Source organism: Enterobacter cloacae complex sp. IR53030 (genome assembly GCF_049238365.1).
Taxonomy (GTDB): domain Bacteria; phylum Pseudomonadota; class Gammaproteobacteria; order Enterobacterales; family Enterobacteriaceae; genus Enterobacter; species Enterobacter kobei.
In genome coordinates this window covers 185718-199985 of the sequence record NZ_JBMKHA010000005.1, presented here as the reverse complement: position 1 = coordinate 199985, position 14268 = coordinate 185718, and the positions used below count along the sequence as shown (strand labels likewise).

The 14268-nt window shown below is 55.9% G+C and carries 16 protein-coding genes; 8 read left to right on the top strand and 8 right to left on the bottom strand.

Annotated elements, in window-relative coordinates:
* Positions 1 to 4: 4 nt before the first annotated feature.
* Complete coding sequence (locus tag ACOTXR_RS07610; protein WP_200923835.1) at positions 5 to 685, top strand: helix-turn-helix transcriptional regulator; 681 nt, start codon at positions 5 to 7, stop codon at positions 683 to 685.
* A gap of 144 nt (positions 686 to 829) precedes the next feature.
* On the opposite strand, the gene ACOTXR_RS07605 is transcribed toward ACOTXR_RS07610, so the two are convergent.
* Positions 830 to 1714, bottom strand: a complete 885-nt coding sequence (locus ACOTXR_RS07605; protein WP_014882755.1) for a nucleoside-specific channel-forming protein Tsx — start codon at positions 1712 to 1714, stop codon at positions 830 to 832.
* A 270-nt stretch (positions 1715 to 1984) separates the two neighbouring features.
* Positions 1985 to 2524, bottom strand: coding sequence for a DUF3251 domain-containing protein (locus ACOTXR_RS07600; RefSeq protein ID WP_045269310.1), 540 nt, complete (start codon positions 2522 to 2524; stop codon positions 1985 to 1987).
* 152 nt (positions 2525 to 2676) lie between these two features.
* On the opposite strand from ACOTXR_RS07600, the gene nrdR reads away from it, so the two are divergent.
* The 5 genes from nrdR to thiL all read left to right on the top strand — a co-directional run bounded on the left by nrdR (position 2677) and on the right by thiL (position 6282).
* Positions 2677 to 3126, top strand: a complete 450-nt coding sequence (nrdR, locus tag ACOTXR_RS07595; protein ID WP_008503337.1) for a transcriptional regulator NrdR — start codon at positions 2677 to 2679, stop codon at positions 3124 to 3126.
* A gap of 4 nt (positions 3127 to 3130) precedes the next feature.
* Positions 3131 to 4234: a bifunctional diaminohydroxyphosphoribosylaminopyrimidine deaminase/5-amino-6-(5-phosphoribosylamino)uracil reductase RibD gene (gene ribD, locus ACOTXR_RS07590; protein WP_032637351.1), complete on the top strand. Its 1104-nt coding sequence runs from the start codon at positions 3131 to 3133 to the stop codon at positions 4232 to 4234.
* A gap of 87 nt (positions 4235 to 4321) precedes the next feature.
* Complete coding sequence (gene ribE / locus ACOTXR_RS07585; protein ID WP_014882758.1) at positions 4322 to 4792, top strand: 6,7-dimethyl-8-ribityllumazine synthase; 471 nt, start codon at positions 4322 to 4324, stop codon at positions 4790 to 4792.
* A 21-nt stretch (positions 4793 to 4813) separates the two neighbouring features.
* On the top strand, positions 4814 to 5233 hold the full coding sequence (gene nusB / locus ACOTXR_RS07580; protein ID WP_014882759.1) for a transcription antitermination factor NusB: 420 nt from the start codon (positions 4814 to 4816) through the stop codon (positions 5231 to 5233).
* 77 nt (positions 5234 to 5310) lie between these two features.
* On the top strand, positions 5311 to 6282 hold the full coding sequence (gene thiL / locus ACOTXR_RS07575; RefSeq protein WP_058690555.1) for a thiamine-phosphate kinase: 972 nt from the start codon (positions 5311 to 5313) through the stop codon (positions 6280 to 6282).
* Between the two features lie 62 nt (positions 6283 to 6344).
* Here thiL and ACOTXR_RS07570 read toward each other — a convergent pair whose 3' ends face one another.
* From ACOTXR_RS07570 to xseB, 4 genes are all read right to left on the bottom strand, one after another.
* Complete coding sequence (locus ACOTXR_RS07570) at positions 6345 to 7319, bottom strand: aldo/keto reductase (RefSeq protein ID WP_058690556.1); 975 nt, start codon at positions 7317 to 7319, stop codon at positions 6345 to 6347.
* A 62-nt stretch (positions 7320 to 7381) separates the two neighbouring features.
* Positions 7382 to 9244 (bottom strand): 1-deoxy-D-xylulose-5-phosphate synthase, encoded by a 1863-nt coding sequence (gene dxs, locus ACOTXR_RS07565; protein ID WP_023338120.1) that lies wholly within the window; start codon positions 9242 to 9244, stop codon positions 7382 to 7384.
* 24 nt (positions 9245 to 9268) lie between these two features.
* Positions 9269 to 10168, bottom strand: coding sequence for a (2E,6E)-farnesyl diphosphate synthase (gene ispA, locus ACOTXR_RS07560; protein ID WP_058690557.1), 900 nt, complete (start codon positions 10166 to 10168; stop codon positions 9269 to 9271).
* Positions 10169 to 10411, bottom strand: coding sequence for an exodeoxyribonuclease VII small subunit (xseB, locus tag ACOTXR_RS07555; protein ID WP_008503331.1), 243 nt, complete (start codon positions 10409 to 10411; stop codon positions 10169 to 10171). It lies immediately after the preceding gene.
* Between the two features lie 191 nt (positions 10412 to 10602).
* Between xseB and thiI the strand changes: the two genes are divergently transcribed.
* On the top strand, positions 10603 to 12051 hold the full coding sequence (gene thiI / locus ACOTXR_RS07550; RefSeq protein ID WP_014882764.1) for a tRNA uracil 4-sulfurtransferase ThiI: 1449 nt from the start codon (positions 10603 to 10605) through the stop codon (positions 12049 to 12051).
* 132 nt (positions 12052 to 12183) lie between these two features.
* On the opposite strand, the gene yajL is transcribed toward thiI, so the two are convergent.
* Positions 12184 to 12777: a protein deglycase YajL gene (gene yajL, locus ACOTXR_RS07545; protein ID WP_014882765.1), complete on the bottom strand. Its 594-nt coding sequence runs from the start codon at positions 12775 to 12777 to the stop codon at positions 12184 to 12186.
* The gene (gene panE, locus ACOTXR_RS07540; protein ID WP_047027720.1) at positions 12740 to 13651 is read right to left on the bottom strand and encodes a 2-dehydropantoate 2-reductase; all 912 of its coding nucleotides are present in this window, start codon (positions 13649 to 13651) and stop codon (positions 12740 to 12742) included. Before panE ends, yajL begins: the two co-directional genes overlap by 38 nt.
* Positions 13652 to 13772: 121 nt before the next feature.
* Here panE and ACOTXR_RS07535 point away from each other — a divergent pair, with 121 nt between their 5' ends.
* Positions 13773 to 14264, top strand: a complete 492-nt coding sequence (locus ACOTXR_RS07535; protein ID WP_008503327.1) for a YajQ family cyclic di-GMP-binding protein — start codon at positions 13773 to 13775, stop codon at positions 14262 to 14264.
* Positions 14265 to 14268 lie beyond the last annotated feature (4 nt).

Genomic DNA, 14268 nt, shown 5'->3' with positions numbered 1-14268 from the left:
AGATATGACCCGACGCGCTGACCGTTTGTTTCAGATTGTGCAGATCCTGCGGGGCAGGCGTCTGACGACGGCAGCGCATCTGGCGGACAGGCTTGGCGTCTCCGAGCGCACGGTCTACCGCGATATCCGCGATCTGTCGCTCTCCGGCGTGCCGGTGGAAGGCGAAGCGGGAAGCGGATACCGGCTGATGTCGGGTTTTGATCTGCCGCCTCTGATGCTGACAAATAAGGAGTCTGAGGCGCTGATCGTCGCAATTCGCCTGCTCAAGACCTGGGGAGGAGAATCGCTGTCGCGCGAGCTGGAGTCGGCCCAGGAGAAAGTGCTGGCGATCCTGCCTGAGGAGAGTCGTCGAAAGGCGGAGCAGACGCGGATTTATGCCCCGGATTTCTGCATGCAAAGCCACTCCTGCAGCGATTTTGACATGATTCATCAGGCAATTTCCGCCCAGCACGTGCTGGCGTTGCATTACCGTGATGAAGCCGGGCAGCTTTCAAAGCGTGAGGTTCAGCCGCTGGGCTTGTTCTTCTGGGGTGAGCGTTGGCTGCTGGCGGCGTGGTGTGAACGGCGCGATGACTATCGCTGTTTCCGACTCGACAGATGTCTCAATATCGTGCAGACGGAGAGACGGTTTAGCGAAAGTGCGGACAGGTCTCTGGCGGATTTTTTGCGCAAGGTTAAGCAATAAAAAGCCAGCTCTTGAGCTGGCTTTTTTGCCTGGCGGCGAGGTAAAAGCAAAACGGCAACGTATGTTGCCGTTTTTAGTATTTGTTCCCTCTCCCTGTAGGAGAGGGGCAGGGTGAGGGCATCAGCCCGCACAGTCCCGCACGGGTTAGAAGTTGTAACCCACGACCAGGTAACCACCCCAACCGGTAGAACGAACGCTGAAATCGCCGTTGCCGAAGTTCAGGCTGGCATCGTCGTTCCACTGACCACCGTTGTGCCAGTAACGCGCAACCACGGAATAGTGCCAGTGATCGTAGTTCAGCGCCAGGATGTGGCTGGACGCGATAGAATCATTGGTACGTGCTTTCTTACCGTTCAGATCGCGGAAGTCGTTATCGCCCAGGTCTGAGCCCCAGTCAAAGTTGGTGAAGCCGATATAGCTCAGGTTGCCGCCCCACAGCTGAGTGATTGGCACAAAATATTTCACTTTGAAACGGTAGCCGTCCCACTCGTTTTCGTTTGCCGCACCGTAGTTCTGCCACTGGTACTTAGCATATACGTTCAGGGACAGGCTCATTGGCAGGCCAGTATCGATGTCCGTACCCAGACCCATGTACCAGGTGCTCTGACGACCGGACTTGTTGCGGCCCATATCGTAGATGTAGTTGTTTGCGAAGTACCACTCTTTGAACGGACCAAAGCTCAGATCGGTACCGGTCAGCTTGTCGATAGAGAAGCGTGGTTCGATTTCCATAAACAGCGGAGAACCGTGGTTCCAGATACCTTTTGCATCGGTGTTACCGCCGAAGAAGACCGGAGCATCCATGTAGCCGTAGAAATCAAACCAGTCTTTCTTGGCAAATGCTTCGTATTCCAGGTAGGTGTCGTTGCGGATCTGTGGTCCGAAACGGGTGTGATAGCTACCAACCACGTTAACGCTCTGGTGCCACCAGTCGGAGAGATATTGTGGTTTGTCGTTTTCCGCTGCGTTAACAGTGAAAGAGGAGGACAGTGCCAGCACGGCGCCAGCTGCGAGTAATGTTTTTTTCATAATCATGCCACTGATTGAAATTCCCTTCCGGGAGTGAAAAATGCGCGAATTGCGTTTCTAAATATTTCGTGTTTCTGCGGAGCCTATTATAGGAATCCTTGCTCACAAAAATATGTGTTGTTTCACATATCTCTCACACGCGTAATCGATTGCGTTCACGTTTGCGTACTTTAAACGGCCGGGATTGTAGCGGCAATCATTTATGTTGCCAATCCATACGAAATGTAAATGTTAGCGGAGTGACATTTCACTCCGCTCAGAAGGAAGGGTTTACTGCGCGGCGGGTTGGATGTCGTGAATGCGGATAAAGCCTAACTGTTCTGGCGTAAGGCCGCTTAACTGCAGCGGAATATCCACATCACTGGGCGCTAAAACGCTGGCCGGGGCGGTGAAGAGCTGGTTCTTCACGTTCACTTCCTGGTAATTGTCCGTCGTGCCCTGGATCTGTCCCCACTCAACGGTGCCGCTAAAAGCGGGCAGCGGATCGTTGGATTCTCCCTGAATGCGCAATGTTGCGCGCGTACCATCTGCATTCGCTGCCACATTGACCAGCGACATTTTCAGCGTGCCAATCTGGCTATTCAGCCGCGCAGGTGTGTTCGCGCCAGGCAGCAGGTATACCCCGCTGCTGGATTTGGCGTTCAGCGCGTTTTGCTGGGTGATCTTCACCGTTTCTTTGTTCAGTTTGTCCATCGCCGTATTAAGTGTATTCACACTCTGTTTCATCTGACGGACTTCGGTTTGCTGTGCACAGGCACTGAGGGTGAAGAGGCTCCCCACCAGTAAAATTCTCAGGTAACGTCTTGTCATAGCGTTTATTTCCTTGAAATAACGGATCTCCCTAATGGTAGCCAGCAACGTGCCGCCAGATATAGATCCTTTGTCTCAAAAAGCTCTTCCTTTGTTGTCAGGCCAGATCAGGGTAAAATGAAACTCAGTTAACCGGATAACAGGGATACCGTATGCATTGCCCATTCTGCTCCGCTGTGGATACCAAAGTCATCGACTCGCGTCTTGTAGGCGAAGGGTCATCCGTACGCCGTCGTCGGCAGTGTCTGGTGTGCAACGAGCGTTTTACGACCTTTGAGGTTGCTGAGCTGGTAATGCCGCGCGTGGTAAAAAGTAACGATGTGCGCGAGCCGTTTAACGAAGAGAAGCTGCGTAGCGGGATGCTGAAGGCCCTGGAAAAACGTCCCGTCAGCGCGGATGACGTCGAAATGGCGTTAAACCACATAAAATCTTATCTTCGTGGTCTGGGCGAGCGCGAGGTGCCAAGCAAGATGATCGGCAACCTGGTGATGGAGCAGCTGAAAAAGCTCGATAAGGTCGCCTATATCCGCTTCGCCTCTGTCTACCGCAGTTTCGAAGATATCAAAGAGTTTGGCGAAGAGATCGCCCGCTTACAGGATTAAGCTCATGCAGGATGAGATTTACATGGCGCGAGCCATGAAGCTGGCGCAGCGCGGGCGTTTTACTACCCATCCCAATCCGAACGTCGGGTGCGTGATCGTTAAAGATGGCGAGATCGTGGGGGAGGGGTTCCACTATCGTGCCGGCGAGCCGCACGCCGAGGTCCATGCGTTGCGGATGGCAGGCGAGAAGGCACGCGGTGCCACCGCCTACGTGACGCTGGAGCCCTGCAGCCACCACGGGCGTACCCCACCGTGCTGCGACGCGCTGATTGCTGCGGGGGTTTCCCGCGTGGTGGCATCGATGCAGGATCCGAATCCGCAGGTTGCCGGACGTGGTCTGTATCGCCTGCAGCAGGAAGGCATTGACGTCAGTCATGGGCTGATGATGCAGGACGCCGAAGCGATCAACAAAGGCTTTCTGAAGCGCATGCGCACCGGGTTCCCGTATATCCAGCTTAAGCTGGGCGCCTCGCTGGACGGTCGTACGGCGATGGCAAACGGTGAAAGCCAGTGGATCACCTCGCCCCAGGCAAGGCGCGATGTGCAACGTCTTCGCGCGCAAAGCCATGCTATCCTCACCAGCAGTGAAACCGTTCTGGCTGACGATCCGGCTATGACCGTGCGCTGGGACGAACTGAATGCCGATACTCAGGCGCTTTACCCGCAGGAGAACCTGCGTCAGCCGCTGCGTATTGTCATTGATAGCCAGAACCGCATAACGCCGGAACATCGCATCGTTCAGCAGCCGGGTGAAACCTGGATTGCCCGTACCAAAGAAGATACGCGCGAATGGCCAGAGGGCGTGCGTAGCATTATGGTACCTGAGCACAACGGTCGCCTCGACTTAGTGGTGCTGATGATGCTGCTCGGCAAGCAGCAGGTGAACAGCATCTGGGTAGAAGCGGGACCCACGCTCGCGGGTGCGCTGTTGCAGGCCGGGCTGGTGGATGAACTGATTGTATACGTTGCGCCTAAACTGTTAGGCCACGACGCGCGCGGCCTGTTTGTGCTGCCTGGCCTTGAAAAACTGGCCGACGCACCGCAACTCACATTCAGCGAGATTCGTCCTGTAGGCCCGGATGTCTGCCTCCATTTAACGACAGCGTAATTGCTCCTGAAATAGGGAAGCAGTGCGCAAAGTATTATGATAAAATCCGCCCCCCTGCGGGGCCAAATGAACCCGTAAAGGAAGAGTATGAACATTATTGAAGCTGCTGTAGCTACCCCGGACGCTCGCGTCGCCATCACCATTGCGCGTTTCAACAACTTCATCAACGACAGCCTGCTGGAAGGTGCGATTGACGCCCTGAAACGTATCGGTCAGGTGAAAGATGAGAACATTACCGTTGTTTGGGTTCCAGGCGCTTACGAGCTGCCACTGGCAGCGGGCGCGCTGGCGAAAACCGGTAAATACGACGCGGTTATCGCGCTGGGTACTGTTATTCGTGGCGGCACTGCGCACTTCGAATACGTTGCGGGCGGTGCAAGCAATGGTCTGGCACACGTTGCGCAGGATGCTGAAATTCCTGTCGCGTTCGGCGTGCTGACCACCGAAAGTATTGAACAAGCCATCGAACGTGCTGGCACCAAAGCCGGTAACAAAGGTGCAGAAGCTGCACTGACCGCGCTTGAAATGATCAATGTATTGAAAGCCATCAAGGCCTGATTTTTTTGTAAGGGGAATTCCGTGAAACCTGCTGCTCGTCGCCGCGCCCGTGAATGTGCCGTTCAGGCACTTTACTCCTGGCAGTTGTCCCACAACGACATCGCCGATGTTGAGTACCAGTTCTTGTCAGAACAGGACGTGAAAGACGTCGATGTTCTGTACTTCCGTGAACTGCTGTCGGGAGTGGCGACTAATAGCGCGTATCTCGATGGTCTGATGAAGCCATACCTGTCCCGTCTGCTCGAAGAGCTGGGTCAGGTGGAAAAAGCAGTGTTGCGTATCGCGCTGTTTGAGCTGTCTAAACGTGATGATGTGCCGTACAAAGTGGCCATCAACGAAGCGATCGAACTGGCAAAAACCTTCGGCGCTGAAGACAGCCACAAATTTGTTAACGGCGTTCTTGATAAAGCTGCACCTGCGATCCGTCCCCACAAAAAGTGATCCGCAAACCGGAGTCCTGCATTGCCTGACGGGCAGTGCGGCTCCGGTTTTTTCTTTTATTTGCTGAGGCATAACGTATGGCATGCGGCGAATTCTCCCTGATTGCCCGTTATTTCGACCGTGTCAGAACCTCTCGTCTTGATGTTGAAACCGGCATTGGCGATGACTGTGCACTTCTCAATATTCCTGAAAAACAGACGCTGGCAATCAGCACCGACACCTTAGTGTGCGGACGTCATTTTTTACCCGATATCGATCCTGCCGATCTGGCGTATAAAGCGCTGGCGGTCAACGTCAGCGATCTGGCCGCGATGGGTGCCGATCCGGCATGGCTAACGCTGGCTCTGACGCTGCCCGAGGTCGATGAAACCTGGCTTGAAGCCTTTAGCGACGGGCTGTTTGAACAGCTGAACTACTACGATATGCAGCTGATTGGCGGTGATACTACTGCCGGGCCGCTGTCGATGACGCTGGCGATCCATGGCTATGTGCCCCTCGGTCGGGCGCTCAAACGCTCGGGCGCAAAACCAGGTGACTGGATCTACGTGACCGGTACACCGGGAGACAGCGCTGCGGGGCTGGCTATTCTTCAGGATCGCTTGACCGTGAAGGATGCTGACGACGCGGCGTATCTGGTGAAACGCCATCTGCGACCCACCCCGCGTATTCTGCATGGGCAGGCGCTACGGGAACGGGCAAGCTCGGCTATCGATCTCTCCGACGGGCTGATCTCCGATCTTGGCCATATTTTGAAGGCCAGCGGCGTGGGCGCGCGCATCGACCTGGATCTGTTCCCGCTATCAGAGCAACTGCTTCGCCACGTGGAGCCTGAGCAGGCCCTGCGTTGGGCGCTTTCCGGTGGTGAGGATTACGAACTGTGCTTCACGGTACCTGAGCTGAACCGTGGCACGCTGGATGTGGCGTTAGCGCATCTCGGCGCGAAATTTACCTGCATCGGGCAGATCATGCCGGAGAGCGAAGGGCTGAAGTTTGTGCAGGACGGTGCCCCGGTCACGCTCGACTGGAAAGGGTACGATCACTTCAGTTAATTTTGTGCGCTCTGTATTGCCGGGTGGTGGCTCCGCCTTACCCGGCCTACAAAAGAGGGTGCTTATTTAAACCCCACCACCGGATGCTGCTGATACGGCGTTTCGAGCTCGGCAATCTGCTCCGGCGTCAGGGATAAATCCACTGCACTCAGCAGTTCATCCAGCTGTTCTTCCCTGGACGTCCCGATAATCGGTGCCGCGACCCCGCGCTTACTCAGCAGCCACGCCAGCGCCACCTGTGCGCGGGTGGCACCCGTATCGTCGGCAATCCCGGCTAAGCGTTCGGCAATTAACGCATCGCTGGCTTCTGTACCGTCATAGAGATTTTTTCCGACTTCATCTGAGACCAGACGAGCCGTGGTTTCTCCCCATGGACGGGTTAAACGTCCGCGCGCCAGCGGGCTCCACGGGATCACCGCCACGCCCTCCTGATAGCACAGTGGCAGCATTTCGCGCTCTTCTTCACGGTAGATCAGGTTGTAGTGATCCTGCATGGTGACAAAACGTGCCCAGCCGTGCTGTGCCTGGAGATCCAGCGCCTGTGCAAACTGCGACGCATGCATAGACGACGCGCCGATATAGCGCGCTTTACCGGCTTTCACCACCTCGTTGAGCGCTTCAAGCGTCTCCTCGATCGGCGTGTTGTAATCCCAGCGGTGAATTTGCAGCAGGTCGACGTAATCCATGTTCAGGCGTCTAAGGCTGTCATCAATAGAGCGCAGGATCTGCGCGCGAGAAAGGCCCTGAGTCAGGTCACCTGACGGGTAGTACACCTTGGTGGCGACCACAATGTCATCCCGACGCGCAAAGTCACGCAGGGCACGACCGATAATCTCCTCGCTGCTGCCGTCGGAGTAGCTGTTGGCGGTGTCGAAGAAGTTAATGCCGCCCTCGATAGCGCGTTTAATAATCGGACGGCTACTCTCTTCCGGCAACGTCCAGGCGTGGTTGCCTCGTTCGGGCTCGCCAAAAGTCATACAGCCCAGGCAAAGCCGGGAAACCTTAAGGTCGGTTTTTCCTAATGTGATGTATTGCATGGTTCCGCTCCTGCTGTTTAAACAATACGTTTAAGCATAGCAGGAGCGAAAAAGGGGAGGGATTAGTCCAGCCAGGCGCGGATTTTGGCTTCAATACCGGCGGCGTCCAGGCCAATAGCCGCACGGGCTTCATCCTGGGTACCCTGAGGAATGAAATGATCCGGCAGGCCGAGGTTCAATACCGGCACGACTTTGCGGTTTGCCATCAGCACCTCGTTCACGCCGCTTCCCGCACCGCCCATGATGGCGTTTTCTTCCAGGGTGACCAGCACGTCATGCGTCTCGGCCAAATTCAAAATCAGAGATTCGTCGAGCGGCTTCACGAAGCGCATATCCACCAGGGTAGCGTTTAGCGTTTCAGCGACCTTCGCAGCTTCTGGCATCAGCGTACCGAAGTTCAGGATCGCCACTTTCTCACCGCGACGTTTCACCAGACCTTTACCGATCGCCAGTTTTTCCAGGGGTTGCAGCTCAACGCCCACCGCATTGCCGCGTGGGTAGCGCACCGCACTAGGGCCATCCTGATAGTGATAGCCGGTAAACAGCATCTGACGACATTCGTTTTCGTCGCTTGGCGTCATGATGACCATATCCGGAATACAGCGCAGGAACGACAGATCGAATGCGCCCTGGTGCGTCTGACCGTCAGCGCCGACGATGCCCGCACGGTCTATCGCAAACAGTACCGGCAGCTTCTGGATGGCCACGTCATGGATCACCTGATCGTAGGCGCGCTGCAGGAAGGTAGAATAGATAGCGACCACCGGCTTGTAGCCGCCAATGGCCAGGCCCGCTGCGAACGTCACCGCATGCTGCTCGGCAATCGCCACGTCAAAATACTGGTCAGGGTATTTTCTGGAGAACTCCACCATGCCGGAGCCTTCACGCATGGCCGGGGTGATCGCCATCAGCTTGTTGTCTTTCGCGGCGGTTTCACACAGCCAGTCGCCGAAGATTTTGGAATAGCTAGGCATACCGCCGCTGCTTTTTGGCAGACAGCCGCTGGACGGGTCGAATTTTGGTACCGCGTGGAAGGTGATCGGATCTTTTTCCGCCGGTTCGTAGCCACGCCCTTTTTTGGTCATGATGTGCAGGAACTGCGGGCCTTTCAGGTCACGCATGTTCTTGAGGGTGGTGACCAGGCCCAGCACGTCATGGCCGTCAACCGGGCCAATATAGTTAAAGCCCAGCTCTTCAAACAGCGTACCCGGCACGACCATGCCTTTGATGTGTTCTTCGGTGCGCTTGAGCAGCTCTTTAATCGGCGGTACGCCGGAAAAGACTTTTTTACCGCCTTCACGCAGCGAGGAGTAAAGCTTGCCGGAAAGCAGCTGCGCCAGATGGTTGTTCAGCGCACCGACGTTCTCGGAAATCGACATTTCGTTATCGTTGAGGATAACCAGCATGTCCGGTTTGATATCACCCGCATGGTTCATGGCCTCAAAGGCCATCCCGGCGGTGATAGCACCGTCACCAATCACGCAGACGGTGCGGCGCTGTTTATTCTCTTTTTCGGCGGCAACGGCAATACCGATGCCCGCAGAAATGGAGGTGGAGGAGTGGCCGACGCTCAGCACGTCATACTCGCTCTCACCGCGCCACGGGAACGGATGCAGGCCACCTTTCTGACGAATGGTGCCAATTTTATCGCGACGTCCGGTCAGAATTTTGTGCGGATAGGCCTGGTGGCCCACGTCCCAGATAAGCTGATCGAACGGCGTGTTATAGACATAGTGCAGCGCCACGGTCAGTTCTACCGTGCCAAGCCCGGAGGCGAAATGGCCGCTTGAGCGGCTTACGCTGTCGAGCAGGTAGCGACGCAGCTCGTCGCACAGCTTCGGCAGGCTCTCTTTCGGCAACAGACGCAACTCCTGGGTGGAGTCAACTAACGCCAGTGTCGGGTATTTGGCAATATCAAAACTCATCAAAGGCTCATCGAGATATATAGTTTATTTATCACGCTGGATTATATAGTCCGCTAGCGCTTCCAGTGCCGAGGTATCCAGCGATTGTGCGGCCAGTACATTTAGCGACTGGCGGGCATCGTCAATCAGATCCCGGGCTTTACGTTGGGCTTGCTCAAGACCCAGCAGGGCGGGGTAGGTACTTTTGCCAAGCTGCTGGTCCGCACCCTGACGTTTACCCAATGTTGCAGTATCGCCCACCACATCCAGAATGTCATCCTGAACCTGGAATGCCAGACCGATACTTTCTGCGTATCTGTCCAGCGTCGGCAAGGCTTTGCGCCCTTGTTCACCCGCGCTCAGCGCGCCCAGGCGAACGGCAGAACGAATCAATGCCCCGGTTTTGTGGCGATGAATACGCTCCAGCTGTTCCAGATTAACCTGACGTCCTTCCGCTTCAAGATCCAGCGCTTGTCCGCCGCACATGCCGGCCACGCCGCTGGCCATCGCCAGTTCGGAAATCATTGCCAGGCGGTCACGGTCAGCCACTTCCGCCATCGGCGCATCGCTCAAAATAGAGAACGCCAGCGTTTGCAGGGCATCGCCCGCCAGAATGGCATTCGCTTCGCCAAACTTGATATGGCAGGTAGGTTGACCGCGACGCAGGTCGTCGTCGTCCATCGCCGGTAAATCATCGTGGATCAGCGAATAGGCATGGATGCACTCAACGGCGGCAGCCGGGGCGTCCAGCGTGTTATCGCTGATACCAAACATATTGCCTGTGGCGTACACCAGGAACGGGCGCAGGCGCTTTCCACCCAAGAGTGCGCCATAGTGCATGGCCTCAACCAGAGGAGTGTTCTGAAAAGGCTGTGGTGCAATAAAACGGCGCAGGGCGTCGTTGGCGCGAACTACACGCGCCTGAAGCTCGTTGGAAAAATCCATTTACTCGGCGTCCGGTGTGAAAGGCGTAGTTTTCGCGTCTTCGCTGTCGGAAAGCAGGATCTGCACGCGCTGCTCGGCCTGCTGCAGTTTGACCTGCCCCTGTCGCGCCAGCTGCACGCCACGTTCGAATTCGTTGAGCGCCTCTTCCAGCGGGAGATCGCCGCTCTCAAGACGGGTAACGATTTGCTCCAGTTCACTCAGCGCAGTTTCGAAACTGGCCGGTGCGTCGTTCTTCTTCGGCATAGTGAATTGACTCTTATATTCTTCGCCCCGACATGGTAACGGACTCGGGCGGATAAGCAAATAACGCGCAATGTGCACAGGAGCGGCGCGATGGTGGTATACTTGCGCGCCTGGATGCAGCCACGGGTGTGGGCTGCTGTACTCTTTTCCATTACAAGCCTTAATACGCTTGCCTAAGAAACATTGCCGCCATGAAGTTTATCATTAAATTGTTCCCTGAAATCACCATCAAAAGCCAATCTGTGCGTTTGCGCTTTATTAAAATTCTCACCGGGAACATTCGTAACGTATTAAAGCACTACGACGAAACGCTCGCCGTGGTGCGCCACTGGGACCACGTTGAAGTCCGTGCGAAAGACGAAAACAAACGTCAGGATATTCGCGACGCGCTGACCCGTATTCCGGGGATCCACCATATTCTGGAAGTGGAAGACGTCCCGTTCAGCGATATGCACGATATCTTCGAGAAAGCGCTGGTTCAGTACCGCGATCAGATCGAAGGCAAAACCTTCTGCGTACGCGTGAAACGTCGCGGCAAGCACGAATTCAGCTCCATTGAAGTGGAACGTTACGTTGGCGGCGGTTTGAACCAGCACGTCGAGTCTGCGCGCGTGCGTCTGACGCACCCGGACGTGACGGTTAACCTGGAGATCGAAAACGATCGCCTGCTGCTGGTGAAAGGTCGTTATGAAGGTATCGGCGGTTTCCCGATCGGCACCCAGGAAGATGTCTTGTCTCTGATCTCCGGCGGCTTCGACTCCGGCGTTTCCAGCTATATGCTGATGCGCCGCGGCTGTCGCGTCCATTACTGCTTCTTTAACCTGGGCGGTGCGGCGCATGAAATCGGCGTTCGCCAGGTCGCGCATTACCTGTGGAACCGCTTCGGCAGCTCCCACCGCGTGCGTTTTGTGGCGATCAACTTCGAGCCGGTAGTGGGCGAAATTCTTGAGAAAGTGGACGACGGCCAGATGGGCGTTATCCTGAAGCGCATGATGGTACGTGCGGCATCCAAAGTGGCTGAGCGCTACGGCGTGCAGGCGCTGGTCACCGGCGAAGCGCTGGGGCAGGTCTCCAGCCAGACGCTGACCAACCTGCGTCTGATCGACAACGTCTCTGATACGCTGATCCTGCGTCCGCTGATCTCCCACGATAAAGAGCACATCATCGATCTGGCACGTGAAATCGGCACCGAAGATTTTGCCCGTACCATGCCGGAATACTGCGGTGTGATCTCAAAAAGCCCGACCGTCAAAGCGGTGAAGGCGAAGATCGAAGCCGAAGAAGAGCACTTCGATTTCAGCATCCTGGATAAAGTGGTGGCGGAAGCGTCCAATATTGATATCCGCGAAATCGCCCAGCAGACCGAGCAGGACGTCGTCGAAGTGGAAACCGTAAGCGGTTTCGGCGCTAACGATGCGATTCTGGATATCCGCTCTATTGATGAGCAGGACGACAAGCCGCTGCAGGTGGAAGGCGTTGAAGTGGTGTCGCTGCCGTTCTACAAGCTGAGCACCAAATTTGGCGATCTCGACCAGAGCAAAACGTATCTGCTGTGGTGTGAGCGTGGGGTGATGAGCCGCCTGCAGGCACTGTATCTGCGCGAGCAGGGCTTTGCGAATGTGAAGGTGTATCGTCCGTAGTTTTTTGCGCGGGAATGCGGCCTGATGCCCTCACCCCGGCCCTCTCCCACGGGGAGAGGGAGAAAACATAAAAAACGGCAACCTTTGGTTGCCGTTTTGCTTTAACCTGGCGCCACCCGGCTTTTTTACGCACTACTCTTCATAGTAGTTATAAATTCCCGCCGGCATCACCAGCGATGACGCCACCTCGTACGCTTTTTCGCGCCCGACCAGCAGGTCAATAATCTTCAAACCAAAATCAATCGCGGTGCCGGGGCCCTGGCTGGTCAGCAGGTTGACGCGTGGATCCCACACGACGCGTTTGTCCACCCACTGGTCTTCCGGGATGGTCTGCTTCAGACCGGGGTAGCCGGTCATATTGCCGATAGGGAAAATATCGTGCGGAACCAGCACTGTTCCGGCGGCGGCACAGATGGCGGCGACGATACGACCCGATAAATGGAACTGACGCACGGTCTCGACCAGCAGCGGGCTGTCGCGAAAATATTCCGCACCCTTCAGGCCACCGGGCAGGACGATGATGTCGTAATCCCCGTCGGCCACCTGCACAAGCGGCGCATCCGCAAGCAGTTTCACGCCGCGCGAGCAGGTCACCGCCAGACTGCCATCGCTGGCAACGCTGGCGACCGTCACCTCAATACCGCCGCGCACCATCAAATCAATGGTGGTGACCGCTTCTGTCTCTTCGCTACCAGGGGCGAGGCAGATCAGTGCCGACGCGCTCATATTCACTCTCCTTACGTTTAACCAGGTCATACAAACGGGCGTTTTCCGGCACGGCGATGCCATGTGCTCGGGCACGTTTTAGCAGATAGCCGGTAATGTAGTCGATTTCTGTGTGGCGTAATGCCCGGACATCCTGCAACATTGAGGAGATATTTTCTGCCGTACTCTCAATAACCTGCTCGACATAACCGCGCAAATCCTCTGCCGAGGTATGCAAGCCTTCCCGCTCAATGACCGACGCGACTTCAGCACACAGTGATGCAACCTCCTGCGGATGGTTTTTCAGCTCCCCGTTCGGGCAGTTCCACAGTGCCGTCAGCGGATTGATCACGCAGTTCACGGCCAGCTTGCGCCAGAGTTGAGGGCGAATAGTGTTATGCCAGGCGACGTCCGGCAACACCTTCTGCAGCACATCGGCAAGATAACTGTAGTCGCCATCCTGTGTTCTGGCCGGCCCCATATGGGTCACGCCGCTGGCGACGTGCACGATGATGTTGCCGTCGCGACGGGCTGCGTGCGTGGTTGTCGCCATCAGCAGGGGCTGCGGGACGCTTTTCAGCTCATCAATGGTCCCCATGCCGTTATGCAGCAGCAGTATAGGGGAAGTGGAGGGGAGTTGCGCAGCCAGCGTCTTCACCGCGTCTGAGACCTGCCACGCTTTAAGCGTTACCAGTAACAGGTCACTTTGCGCCAGGAAATCGGGATCGTTCGCGGTGAGGGATTCGTTAAAGATGCTTCCGTCTTCACCAATCAGGTTTACACTGCAATAGGGCTGGGGCACGCGCAGCCAGCCCTGAACCTCATGTCCGTGCTTGCACAGCGCGGTCAGCCATAGCTGACCAAGCGCTCCGCATCCGAGCACTGTAATTTTCATTGTTCCTCCTCACCTGCAACTGCGCCAGGTGTTACAGCTTAATTATACAGCTAAGCTTCTGTTGAGTTATGCCTCGTAGCGGGTATTATGCAACGCAACAAAAGTGAAGGGAGAAGAAAAGATGCCATCTTTCGATATTGTTTCCGAAGTTGATATCCAGGAAGTTCGCAACGGCGTTGAGAACGCAACCCGCGAAGTTGAGTCACGTTTCGATTTTCGTGGCGTTGAGGCGTCGTTTGAGCTGAACGACGCAAATAAGACCATTAAGGTGCTGAGCGAGTCTGATTTCCAGGTGAATCAGCTGCTCGACATTTTGCGCGCCAAGCTGTTAAAACGCGGCATTGAAGGGACCTCTCTGGATGTGCCGGAAGAGTTTGTGCACAGCGGTAAAACCTGGTTCGTTGAAGCTAAACTGAAGCAGGGCATTGAGAGCGCGGTGCAGAAGAAGATCGTGAAGCTCATTAAAGACAGCAAGCTGAAGGTGCAGGCGCAGATCCAGGGTGAAGAGATTCGCGTCACCGGCAAGTCCCGCGATGACCTGCAGTCCGTGATGGCGCTGGTGCGAGGCGGCGATCTGGGACAACCGTTCCAGTTTAAAAACTTCCGCGATTAATACC

What these genes read in the sequence shown, in the direction of transcription:
- thiL (WP_058690555.1), top strand. Translation starts at nt 5,311, where the DNA reads ATGGCATGCGGCGAATTCTCCCTGATTGCCCGTTATTTCGACCGTGTC.
- ribD (WP_032637351.1), top strand. Translation starts at nt 3,131, where the DNA reads ATGCAGGATGAGATTTACATGGCGCGAGCCATGAAGCTGGCGCAGCGC.
- ACOTXR_RS07600 (WP_045269310.1), bottom strand. Translation starts at nt 2,524, where the DNA reads ATGACAAGACGTTACCTGAGAATTTTACTGGTGGGGAGCCTCTTCACC.
- nrdR (WP_008503337.1), top strand. Translation starts at nt 2,677, where the DNA reads ATGCATTGCCCATTCTGCTCCGCTGTGGATACCAAAGTCATCGACTCG.
- yajL (WP_014882765.1), bottom strand. Translation starts at nt 12,777, where the DNA reads ATGAGCGCGTCGGCACTGATCTGCCTCGCCCCTGGTAGCGAAGAGACA.
- panE (WP_047027720.1), bottom strand. Translation starts at nt 13,651, where the DNA reads ATGAAAATTACAGTGCTCGGATGCGGAGCGCTTGGTCAGCTATGGCTG.
- ACOTXR_RS07535 (WP_008503327.1), top strand. Translation starts at nt 13,773, where the DNA reads ATGCCATCTTTCGATATTGTTTCCGAAGTTGATATCCAGGAAGTTCGC.
- ACOTXR_RS07605 (WP_014882755.1), bottom strand. Translation starts at nt 1,714, where the DNA reads ATGAAAAAAACATTACTCGCAGCTGGCGCCGTGCTGGCACTGTCCTCC.
- ribE (WP_014882758.1), top strand. Translation starts at nt 4,322, where the DNA reads ATGAACATTATTGAAGCTGCTGTAGCTACCCCGGACGCTCGCGTCGCC.
- ispA (WP_058690557.1), bottom strand. Translation starts at nt 10,168, where the DNA reads ATGGATTTTTCCAACGAGCTTCAGGCGCGTGTAGTTCGCGCCAACGAC.
- xseB (WP_008503331.1), bottom strand. Translation starts at nt 10,411, where the DNA reads ATGCCGAAGAAGAACGACGCACCGGCCAGTTTCGAAACTGCGCTGAGT.
- ACOTXR_RS07610 (WP_200923835.1), top strand. Translation starts at nt 5, where the DNA reads ATGACCCGACGCGCTGACCGTTTGTTTCAGATTGTGCAGATCCTGCGG.
- dxs (WP_023338120.1), bottom strand. Translation starts at nt 9,244, where the DNA reads ATGAGTTTTGATATTGCCAAATACCCGACACTGGCGTTAGTTGACTCC.
- ACOTXR_RS07570 (WP_058690556.1), bottom strand. Translation starts at nt 7,319, where the DNA reads ATGCAATACATCACATTAGGAAAAACCGACCTTAAGGTTTCCCGGCTT.
- thiI (WP_014882764.1), top strand. Translation starts at nt 10,603, where the DNA reads ATGAAGTTTATCATTAAATTGTTCCCTGAAATCACCATCAAAAGCCAA.